The organism is Lyngbya sp. CCY1209, assembly GCF_055795065.1.
Window position 1 is genome coordinate 22,007 of the sequence record NZ_JAYFER010000238.1, and the last position, 10,806, is coordinate 32,812.

7 protein-coding genes are annotated in these 10,806 nt (G+C 56.6%); 4 read left to right on the top strand and 3 right to left on the bottom strand.

Annotation, left to right across the window (positions count from 1 at the left end; genetic code table 11):
- Positions 1 to 80 precede the first annotated feature (80 nt).
- From AC0QHF_RS06130 to AC0QHF_RS06140, 3 genes are read left to right on the top strand one after another with little or no spacing between them, the layout of a single operon-like run.
- Complete coding sequence (locus AC0QHF_RS06130) at positions 81 to 3,884, top strand: ATP-binding protein (RefSeq protein WP_324703307.1); 3,804 nt, start codon at positions 81 to 83, stop codon at positions 3,882 to 3,884.
- Between the two features lie 36 nt (positions 3,885 to 3,920).
- A complete protein-coding gene (locus AC0QHF_RS06135; RefSeq protein ID WP_324703308.1) occupies positions 3,921 to 5,135 on the top strand; it encodes a hybrid sensor histidine kinase/response regulator in 1,215 nt (404 codons plus the stop codon).
- Positions 5,136 to 5,167: 32 nt separating this feature from the next.
- Positions 5,168 to 5,623: a DUF29 domain-containing protein gene (locus tag AC0QHF_RS06140; RefSeq protein ID WP_324703309.1), complete on the top strand. Its 456-nt coding sequence runs from the start codon at positions 5,168 to 5,170 to the stop codon at positions 5,621 to 5,623.
- A gap of 244 nt (positions 5,624 to 5,867) precedes the next feature.
- Here AC0QHF_RS06140 and pabB read toward each other — a convergent pair whose 3' ends face one another.
- The 3 genes from pabB to AC0QHF_RS06155 all read right to left on the bottom strand — a co-directional run bounded on the left by pabB (position 5,868) and on the right by AC0QHF_RS06155 (position 9,438).
- The gene (gene pabB / locus AC0QHF_RS06145; protein WP_324703310.1) at positions 5,868 to 7,637 is read right to left on the bottom strand and encodes an aminodeoxychorismate synthase component I; all 1,770 of its coding nucleotides are present in this window, start codon (positions 7,635 to 7,637) and stop codon (positions 5,868 to 5,870) included.
- A gap of 83 nt (positions 7,638 to 7,720) precedes the next feature.
- On the bottom strand, positions 7,721 to 8,761 hold the full coding sequence (locus AC0QHF_RS06150) for a bifunctional heptose 7-phosphate kinase/heptose 1-phosphate adenyltransferase (protein ID WP_324703314.1): 1,041 nt from the start codon (positions 8,759 to 8,761) through the stop codon (positions 7,721 to 7,723).
- A gap of 104 nt (positions 8,762 to 8,865) precedes the next feature.
- Complete coding sequence (locus AC0QHF_RS06155) at positions 8,866 to 9,438, bottom strand: response regulator (RefSeq protein WP_324703311.1); 573 nt, start codon at positions 9,436 to 9,438, stop codon at positions 8,866 to 8,868.
- Positions 9,439 to 9,790: 352 nt separating this feature from the next.
- On the opposite strand from AC0QHF_RS06155, the gene lipA reads away from it, so the two are divergent.
- Complete coding sequence (gene lipA, locus AC0QHF_RS06160; protein WP_324703312.1) at positions 9,791 to 10,708, top strand: lipoyl synthase; 918 nt, start codon at positions 9,791 to 9,793, stop codon at positions 10,706 to 10,708.
- Positions 10,709 to 10,806 lie beyond the last annotated feature (98 nt).

The following is a 10,806-nucleotide window of genomic DNA, read 5'->3' on the forward strand; positions in this document are numbered from 1 at the left end:
TTTTTCCAAAAATTTCGACTCTGCCCCACCCCCTCCCCATCCGGGAGAGGGGGATCAAAATGGGTCTCATCGATTCTGATATGCATCTCAAAACTCGCCGCCGTCTCAACCGCACTGTCGCCCGAATTTCCGGCAATATATCCCTGCGGATCTTGTTGGTCATTCCCTTCGTGATTCAGATTTTTGCCACCGTCGGAATTGTCGGATATCTCTCCTTCAAAAACGGACAAAAAGCGGTAGACGACCTGGCGCGGCAGTTGATGGGAGAAGTGGCGATGCGGATCGAAGCCAATCTGGAATCCTACCTCGACATCCCCTTTATGGTCGGCCGGGACATTCAAGATGTGGTCGCTTTGGGATTGTTGGACATTGACGACCTGGATGGATGGGAAGCTTACCTGTGGCGAAAAGCCAAATATTTCGAGTCGATCGCCATCCTTTCCTTAGCCAACGAAGAGGGCGAATATCGCTCCACCGCCAGGACGCGGACGGGAAAGTTGCAGGTCGGCATGGCGGGCGAAGGGACGAATTTTGACCTTTACCGCTACGACAGCTTAGATTCAATTAATAACGGACCTCCCGCCGCGATCGATCCGAATTACGACCCCCGCCAGCGGCCCTGGTATCGGGTCGCGATGGCGACACGAAAGCCCGTTTGGAGCGAAATTTACACCCGCTTCGAGCCCCCCCCAATCCTGCAAATTAGCGCCAGCCAACCCATCTATCCCCCCGGCAATTTCACCGAACCCGAGGGGGTGATGAGTATCGTGATCGGCCTGTCCCACATCAGCAATTTTATCGGCGATTTTCAAATGGGAAAAACCGGTCAGGCGTTCATTGTCGATCCCGAAGGATTGTTGGTCGCCAGTTCCACCGCCGAACCCCTGTTTCGGGAAAAAAACGATCGCGTCGTCCGCCAAATCGCCCTGCAAAGCGAAGAGGTCTTGACCCGAGAAGTCAGCGCATACTTAAAAGAAAAATTCGGCCGCTTCGATCGCATCGAAAATTCCCGACAATTAAAAATCCCCATTCAGTCCCAAATGCACTACGTCAAACTGCTCCCCTTCGAGGACGAGCGGGGCCTGGAATGGACGATCGTGGTGGTGATTCCCGAAGCGGATTTTATGGAACAAATCCAAACCAACACCCGCATCACCATCGCCCTGTGTTTAGTCGCCCTGGGGGTGGCGATCGCGATCGGGTGGGTCACGGGGGGCTGGATCGCCGGCCCCGTCGCCGCCCTGGCCCAAGCGGCCGACGCCCTCTCCCGGGGCAACTGGGATCGCAAAGTCGGGCGGAATTGCACCCGGGAACTGCGGACCCTCGCCCGGGCCTTCAACCAAATGCGGGGCCAGTTGCGACGGTCCTACCACCAACTGCAGGACTACTCCCACAGCCTGGAACAGAAAGTCGCCGAACGCACCCGGGAACTCGAACAAAAGGTCGAAATTGCCGAAGCCGCCGTGCGGGAACGTCGCCAAGCCGAAATCGCCCTGCGGGACTCGGAACAAAAATTCTCCACCGCCTTCCACTCCGCCCCCCACCCGATCACCCTCAGCCGCTTCCGGGACGGCATTCACCTGGAAGTCAACGAAAGTTTCTGCCGCGTCACGGGTTACGAAGTCGGGGACATCGTGGGCCGCACGGTCCTCGAAATCAACCTCTGGGTCCACCCCGAACAGCGATCGCAGATGCTCGAAATCATGGCCCGCGATCGCAAGGTCCGCAATTTTGAACTGGAATTCCGCACCAAATCCGGCGAAATCCGCACCGGACTGCTCTCGGCCGACCTCATCCACCTCAACGGCGAAGAGTGCCTCCTCACCAGCAGCAACGACATCACCGAGCGCCGTCGGGCCGAAATCGCCCTCAGACGGCAATTCGAGCGGGAACGACTCCTGCGGCAAATCACCGAAGAACTGCGGTCCAGCCTCGACTCCCGCCACATCTTCCAAATCGCCGCCAACCGCATCGGGCAGACCTTCGCCGTCGATCGCTGTACGATTTACACCTACCTCTCAAGTCCCGAACCCAAAATCGAAGCCGTCGCCGAATACCTGCAATCGGAATGTCCCCCAATGTTGAACCGGCAACACCCCCTCGGCAACCACCCCTACACCCGACGGGTTTTGAGCCGGGACGTCGCGATCGCCACGGAAGACATCCGCGCCGAACCCCTCCTCGAAGGGGCGATCGACTTCTGCGACCACTTCCAAATCAAATCCCTCCTCACCATCCGCACCTCCTACGGGGGCCAACCCAACGGGGCCATTTACCTGAGTCAGTGCCGCCGCCTCCGCACCTGGACCGACGAGGAAATCGACCTGCTCGCATCCGTCGCCGCCAAAATGGGTATCGCCCTCGCCCAGGCCCGCCTCCTGGAGCGGGAAAAACAGCAGAGCCTCAAACTCGCCGCCCAAAACGTCGCCTTAGAGGAGGCTAGACGGGCCGCCGACGCCGCCAACCGGGCGAAAAGTACATTTTTGGCAAATATGAGCCACGAGCTGCGGACGCCCCTCAACGCCATCCTCGGCTTCAGCCAGATCATGGCCCACAACCCCACCTTCGCGGCCGGGTCCCAGGAATTGGAAATCATCAACCGCAGCGGGGAACACCTCCTGGAACTGATCAACGACATCCTCGATTTGTCCAAAATCGAGGCGGGGAAAATTACCGTCGAGCGCCACCCCTTCGACCTGCACCGCCTCCTGGACACCCTGGAGGAACTGTTCAAACTGCGGGCGAAAGGACGGGGGATCTGGCTGCGGTGCGATTGGGCGAAGCCCACCGGCAAAGCCGATCGCGCCCCGGATCTGCCCCGCTACGTCCTGGGGGACGAAAAAAAGCTGCGCCAGGTGTTGATCAATTTGCTGGGAAATGCCGTCAAATTCACCGCAGACGGGGGCGTGACGTTGCGGGCCGATTTTCGAGCCGGGGTTCCCGGTGCCAATTCCGTGGTGCTGGAATTTGCCGTCGAGGATACCGGGCCGGGTATCGCCCCGGAGGAGATCGAAACCCTGTTCGATGCCTTCGTGCAGACGGAAATGGGGCGGGAGGCCCAGCAGGGGACGGGGTTGGGTCTGTCCATCAGCCGCAAATTCGTGGAGTTGATGGGGGGCACCATTACCGTTAGCAGTACCATGGGGCGGGGCAGTCGGTTCAGCTTCGAGATCCCCGCCGATTTGGCTACGGGGGAGGCGATCGCGGTTTCTACAGTCCCCCGGCGCCCGATCGCGATCGCATCCGAAGATCATGCGGAATACCGGGTTTTGGTGGTGGACGAAGTGCCGGAAAATCGCCTGCTGGTGAGGCGGTTACTCGAACCCCTGGGGTTCCGGGTATTTGAAGCCGAAAACGGCCTGGAGGCGATCCGGGTTTGGGAACAATACGCCCCCCAACTGATTTGGATGGATATGCGAATGCCCGTTATGGACGGCTACGAGGCCACCCGCCGCATTCGCTCCCAACCGTCCGGGGAGGGGGTGAAAATTATCGCCCTCACCGCCAGCGCCCTCCAGGAACAGGAAGACGACATTCGCAAAGCCGGGTGTGACGATATCCTCCGCAAACCCTTTCAGGCGATCGCACTGTTCGAGAAAATGGCCGTCCACCTGGGCATCCGCTACCACTACGCCCCGGAAACCCCCTCCCCAACCGCCTCCCCCCGAACCGCCGGAACACTGACGCCGGAAGCCCTGCGGGTGATGCCACCGGATTGGCTGCGGCGACTCTACGAAGCCGCCATTCGCGGAGATGATGCCCAGGTGCTGGAGTTGATCGCCGAGATCCCCCCCTCGGAAGCCGACCTCGCCGCCATCCTCACCCAGTTGGTGGATGATTTTCGCCTGGATACCATAGATGATATGGTGAAAACTTTGATTTAGCCGCGCTGGCTTCTTCTTTTTAGGTAAATTTACCCCATGAGCCGCGATCGCACCTCCCAACCCCAGGCTGACCTTCTGATCGTCGATGATACCCCCGATAATTTGCGCCTGCTGTCCCAGATGCTGTTGGAGGAGGGGTATCGGGTTCGCAAGGCCATCAACGGCCAGCGGGCTTTGCAGGCGGTGGAGGCTGAACCCCCCGATTTAATTCTCCTCGATATCATGATGCCCGAATTGGACGGCTACCAGGTCGCCAAACGGTTGAAAGACTCCCCCCAAACCCGGGAGATTCCGATTGTTTTTCTCAGTGCCCTCAATGAGACAATGGACAAGGTTTTAGCCTTCGATATCGGCGGGGCTGATTACATCACCAAACCCTTCCAGGTGCAAGAAGTTTTAGCCCGGGTGAGAACCCAACTGACCGTCCGCCAGCAGCAAAAAAAATTACTCGCCCAAAACGAACAATTGCAGCGGGAAATTCAGGAGCGAAAAAAGGTTGAATCTGCCCTGCGCGTCTATATCCACGCCATGTCCCATGACCTGCGAAATCCCGTGACGGGAATGTTGATGGTACTGCAAAATTTGCTCAAAAAACGGCCGGAAGCCGACGCGGAAATGCCCGTCCCCCCTTCGATTTTGAAGCGGATGGCGAATAGCTGCGATCGGCAACTGGCATTAATCAATTCCCTCGTCCAAACCAGTGATATCGAATTGCAGGGCATCACCCTCAACCCCGAACCGCTGCAACTGCATCAATTCACCCAAAAATTAGCCCTAGAATGGGAACCCCTTCTCAATAAAGAGAAGGCAAAATTAAACAATAAAATGACCGAAACTTTACCCCAAGTAAACGCCGATCCAAACCAACTTTGGCGAGTCTTCGACAACCTATTTTCCAACGCGATAAAATACAATCCCCCCGGCATCACTATTACCCTTTTGGGGGAAGTCATCACCGAAACTGATGCCCAAAATCATCCCCCAAAACAGTTCGTCCGCTGTCGCGTGATTGACGACGGCGTGGGCATGAACGAAGCAGAAATCGAAGGGCTATTTGAATTATATCAACGGGGCCGAAAAGTGGGCAACATTCAGGGGTTGGGATTGGGCTTATATTTATGTCGGCAAATTGTCAACGCCCACGGGGGAAAAATCGGCGCCATGCGGGGCGACATTGCCAATCCCAATCAAGGCGCGACATTCTGGTTTACATTGCCCGTATTGAACTATAGCACTGTACAGCAGCAGTAGGAAGCGTCTGGTAAAATTGGAGCAATATTAAGATGGATTCAACTCTGGGGAATCAAAAATTGTACGATCGCGATTTTATTGAGTGGTGTGAAGTCACGGTTTCTCAACTCAAGGAGAGAAATTTTGAACATTTGGATATCGAAGGCTTGATTGAGGAGATTGAAGGCTTGGCTAAACGCGACAAGCGAGAATTAAAAAATCGATTGACAGTGTTATTGGCTCATTTGCTAAAACGGATCTATGTAGAGAGTCCAGAAAATTTTAATGGATGGGAACTCACGATTCGAGAGCAACGTCGCCAAATACAAGGCCTCTTGAATGATTCTCCCAGTCTAAAGCCCTATCTTCGAGAAGTGTTAGATACAGTTTACAGAGATGCGTTAGATGATGTCCGCTTTGAATATCAAAAAACTGAATTTCCTGATAGTTGGGAATTGAACTTTGATTCCACTGCTCTTTTATCGGAAAACTATTGGGAGGAGCAGTAAATGTCTTCTCAGCAATCTGTTTATTGAGTCTGGATTGAAGCCTCGGGCAATTAGAACAAAAACTAACCACTGACATTCACAGATCGACAACATAATTGATTTTCGATTGAGCTAGGGCAGTCAACTCTCTCCGATTGCATATTATAGCAGCGGGGTAGGTTGGGTTGAGTAACTAAACCCAACAGATTATTCGGACATGAAAACAATTAATAATTATTTTCGCCGATCAACTCGTTGTTGGGCTTTAGCCCCTTTCAAGATGCTTCTGATCGGAAAAATTGACCTGCACTTCCCGCCATTTTCTCACGGAATTAATCATATAAATTTTGTCAAAATTACCCATCTTATTTAATAAGATAATCTCCTCTTTTATCTGGTTATTTTTAATCAAATACTCCCGAAACGTCCCCGGCAGCAAGCCGCACCGCACCGGCGGCGTCATCAACTCCCCGCCGCATTGAAAAACTAAATTAGCAATACAACTTTCCGTCACTTCTCCCCGTTCGTTCCACAGCAACACATCATCGCAGTCCGGACGGGAAGCCCGGGCGGTTTCGTACACCGTCCGGTTGGTGGTTTTGTGATATAAAAACGGGTTGTCTGAATCGACGGGAGTCGGCGATATTCCCAAACAGAGAGAGCGATCGCTTCCCGACTCCTTCACAACCGCCGTTTCGCAACGGATCGAACCGCCGCGATCGACCAGCAAACGGACTTTTTGGGGAAGTGCGGGCAACTTTTTGGTCAGAGAAATTAATTCATTTTTAACGGTTTCAATCGACCAAGAAAAGCCAAAATAGAGCGCCGATTCCTGCAATCGTTTCAGATGATATTCGAGTAGAAAATAACCCGATTCTGGAGTCCATAGCATCGTTTCCAAAAGGGAAAAATCGTCCCGGGGAACGGTGAGCACCCGGGCTTTCACCTGACATTCGCGATATTCGTCTTTGTCCGTGGAGTCCCACAAAATGCCACCGCCCACCCCGTATTCGGCCCGTCCGGCGGCGCGATCGACCAAAACCGTGCGAATTGCCACGTTAAATTGAGCCTCAGCGCGATCGCCCCCCATAAAGCCGATGCAACCCGTATAAATCCGGCGGGGGGCGGTTTCCAACTCCCGGATCAACTGCATGGTGCGGGGTTTGGGCGCCCCCGTGATCGAGGCGCAGGGGAACAGGGCCGCGAAAATCTCGGGCAGCGGTGCCCCGGTTTTCGCCGTCACCGTGGACGTCATCTGCCAGAGGGTGGGGTAGCGCTCCACCTCGAACAGCCGCGGAACTCGGACGCTGTGGCGATCGGCGACGCGCCCCATATCGTTGCGGACCATATCCACGATCATGACATTTTCGGCGCGATTTTTCTCCGAATCCTGCAACCATTGTGCGATCGCCCGATCTTCTGCCAATGTGCGGCCCCGGGCGGCGGTTCCCTTCATGGGGCGGGACGTCAGTTGCCCGTCGGAGAGGTGAAAAAACAATTCCGGCGACGCCGAACAAATCGACCAGCGATCGCACTCCACAAAAGCCCCGTAATTCGCCCGCTGCGCCCGCACCAACTGCAAAAACAGCGCTCGGGGATCGCCGGAAAATTCCGCCCGCAGGCGAAAGCTGTAATTCACCTGGTAGGTTTCCCCCCGGGCGATATCATCCCGAATTTGGGTGATGGCGCGATCGTATTCTTCCCGAGTCACCGAGGGCAACCAGTCACCGAGGGTATAATCCGATCCGGCCGATGCCGGCGGCAGTTCCAAAACCTCCGGTTTCTCATACAGTCCGAACCACAGCAGCGGAAACCCGTCCGGGGGATAAGCCGACAAAGCCGGATCAAAGGCGGGTCCGGCTTCATAACTGACAAACCCCGCCGCGTACCATTTTCGATCCCGGATGATTTCGTGCACCCGCCACAACTCCGGAACCACGCGATCGCAGCTATCCGCCCTCACGATACAACGCGGCTCTTCAAACAAGAGCCACTGCTGAGATTTGGCATCGTGAACGATCGCTCGATTTAACATAGAAATTAAAGTCAAAAGTCAAAAGTCAAAAATTACCTATTCCCTACTCCCTACTCCCTACTCCCTACTCCCGACTCCCGCCATTACTCCCCCTCCAAAAGCGATCGCAGCGCCTCTCGCATCTCGGTGGTGCTGGTGGTGGCGGTTCCGAACTGGCGGACGACCAAACTGGCGGCCAAATTGCCCAAAACCGCCGCTTCCCAGAACGAGGCGCCCGAACACAGGGCCAGGGTGAGGGCGGCGACGACGGTATCTCCGGCGCCGGTGACGTCGAAAACGTCGGTGCGGTTGAAGGCCGGGATGGGGTCCATCTGCACCGTATTTTCGGCGTCCCGCTCGAACAAACTCATCCCCTCTTCCCCCCGGGTGATCAGGATGCGCTTGGCGCCGGTGAGGTTCAGCAGGTCGCCCCCGGCCCGCCTCAAACTGTCCTCGTCGGCGATCGCGTATCCCACCGCCTTTTCCGCCTCCGGGACGTTGGGGGTGAACAGCGTCGCCCCCCCATATCTGTGCAAATCAATTTGGGCATCCACCACGGTTTGGGAGTGGGACAGAGCCGCATCGATGACCGGGGGGGTTAATACCCCGTCCCCGTAGTCCGAGCAAACCACCCCGTCCACCGCATCTGTCTGGGCGCGAATATATTCGGCCAGCCGCTCCCGCAGTTCCGGGTCGGGGAGATCGTCGGATTTGCGATCGACCCGCACGATCTGCTGAGTCACGGACTGGCGGGCGTGGCCGGAGATGCGGGTTTTGGTGACGGTGGGGCGGCCGGGGTCGGTGAAAATGCCCCCCGTATCAATTCCCGCTTCTGTAAAAATACGCCGCAGAGCCTCCCCCTGGTCATCCTTTCCCACCAAACCCGCCACCCGCACCTGAGCCCCCAACTTGGCAAAATTGTAGACGGCGTTAGCCGCGCCGCCGGGAATTTGCCGGGTGCTTTCGTGTCGCAAAATCAGCACCGGTGCCTCCCGGGACAGGCGTTCCACCTGACCGGTCATGAACTCGTCGAGGGCGAGATCCCCCGCCACCAATATTCGGACTTGGGAAAACCGCTCCAACCGATCCGTCAAGGAATCGGCCGTGGCGTTGAGTTGGTCAAGAAACGAAGCAGATAGGGTCATGGCGAATCGGTCGGCAAAACCTGACATTGAAAAGGCCCCCGGAAGCTCAGGGGTTGGGGTTCAAACGGGCGACGAGAGGGGGATAGGAGACTCAGGAAAGGGGCTTATTTCAATTTTTTGATAACAAAAGCCTTGAGTTGGGCGACTTGCTTTTTGAGGGCGACCATCTCGGCTTGCATCCGGGCCACTTTCTGCTCCAAAGCTTTGACCTTGGCTGCGTCGGCCCCCGCCGTCGCCGGTGCGGTATCTTTGGGTTGGGGCGTCCGGGCTGGAGTCGCGCTCGGCAGGGGTTGGCGGGGCTTTTTGGCTTTATTAAATGCGGATTTGATCGCCTCGAGCAGTTGCCCTTTCTCGAAGGGTTTTTCGATAAACTCAAAATACTCGAAGGGCTCGGAAATTTTTCCGCTCACTTCCTCTTTGCGGCCGGACATCACCACCAGGGGGATTTTCCGCAATTCCTCGCTGGCTTGAATCTGTTGAAAGACATCCCACCCGCTCAGTTTGGGCAGCAGAAAATCAAGCATGATCAAATTGGGGTGTTCTTTGCGGACGAGGTCGATCCCTTCTTGTCCGTCTTTGGCTTCGAGAACGTCGAAGTTACCTTGGGGTAACATTTCCCGAACCCGCGCTCGAATGACCTTACTATCGTCAATAACTAGGATTTTCCGACCTGCCACGACTGACTCCCCCGGCGACGAGTAAATATTCTCAACATGGGTCTAGTATTGCTTAAGGGCCCGCACTTTAACCCGGTTCTTTAGATTAAACGCTATTTCCGCTAAAGGCAACATTTGATCCGGTCGGCCCAGAGCGATCGTCCGAGGTCGGCCAGAATTTACCCCGAATGTCCGGCGATCGGCTTGAACTCCCACCCCGCCTGAAATTTCCGACCAGAATGATCTTATCACGCGATCGCCAAAACGGTTCGGACCTCTCAATTACAACCCGGGCTGACGGCTGAAACCGGAGCGGCGATCGCTATAGTATGAGAAGGCGCCTCTCTCTACAGATCTGTCTGAGCAAATTTTTATGTCACCTTCCACCCATTCCCGTTCATCCCAAAACCGAGAAACCGTCGAAGCCATCCCGCACTGGTTGCGCCGCCCCATCGGCAAGGCCAGCGAACTGTCCCGGGTGCAGCAAATTATCAAACGGCGGCAAATTCACACCATTTGCGAGGAAGGCCGCTGTCCGAACCGGGGCGAATGCTACGCCCGGGGGACGGCGACCTTTTTGTTGATGGGGCCGACGTGTACCCGATCCTGCGCCTTTTGTCAAGTGGACAAGGGCCATTCTCCCATGCCGCTCGACCCGGAGGAACCCCAAAAGGTGGCCGAGTCGGTGCAGATTTTGGGGTTGCGGTATGTGGTGCTGACGTCGGTGGCCCGGGACGATTTGGCGGATGGGGGCGCCGGTTGGTTCGTCAAAACGATGGAGGCGATCCGCGAAGCCTGCCCCCAGACCCAGATCGAAGTGCTGACCCCGGATTTTTGGGGCGGACGGGGGGAGGGCGACCCCCTCCAAGAGCAGTACCGGCGCATCGAGATGGTGGTGCGGGCGAAACCGGCCTGTTTCAACCACAATATCGAGACGGTGCGGCGTCTCCAGGGTCCGGTGCGGCGGGGGGCGAAGTACGATCGCACCCTGGATGTCTTGCGGAAAGTGCGAGAATGCGATCGCACCATCCCCACCAAATCCGGATTGATGCTGGGACACGGGGAAACCGAAGCGGAAATCCTGGAAACCCTGGCGGACCTGCGGGCGGTGGGCTGCGATCGCCTCACCCTCGGCCAATATATGCGCCCCTCCCTGGACCACCTCCGAGTCCAAAAATACTGGACCCCCGAAGAATTCGACCGCCTCGGCGCGATCGCCCGCGACATGGGCTTTTCCCACGTCCGCTCCGGCCCCCTAGTCCGCAGTTCCTACCACGCGGGAGAGGATTAGGGTGTGCTCGGTGGGGTGTGGGGGAGCGGAGGGAGCGGAGGGAGCGGAGGGAGCAGGGGGAGCAGGGGGAGCGGAGGGAGCGAAGAAACGGGTGGAAC

Bases quoted from the DNA above. Each gene is read 5' to 3' on its own strand.
- AC0QHF_RS06130 (WP_324703307.1), top strand. From the start codon at position 81: ATGCATCTCAAAACTCGCCGCCGTCTCAACCGCACTGTCGCCCGAATT.
- AC0QHF_RS06135 (WP_324703308.1), top strand. From the start codon at position 3,921: ATGAGCCGCGATCGCACCTCCCAACCCCAGGCTGACCTTCTGATCGTC.
- AC0QHF_RS06140 (WP_324703309.1), top strand. From the start codon at position 5,168: ATGGATTCAACTCTGGGGAATCAAAAATTGTACGATCGCGATTTTATT.
- pabB (WP_324703310.1), bottom strand. From the start codon at position 7,637: ATGTTAAATCGAGCGATCGTTCACGATGCCAAATCTCAGCAGTGGCTC.
- AC0QHF_RS06150 (WP_324703314.1), bottom strand. From the start codon at position 8,761: ATGACCCTATCTGCTTCGTTTCTTGACCAACTCAACGCCACGGCCGAT.
- lipA (WP_324703312.1), top strand. From the start codon at position 9,791: ATGTCACCTTCCACCCATTCCCGTTCATCCCAAAACCGAGAAACCGTC.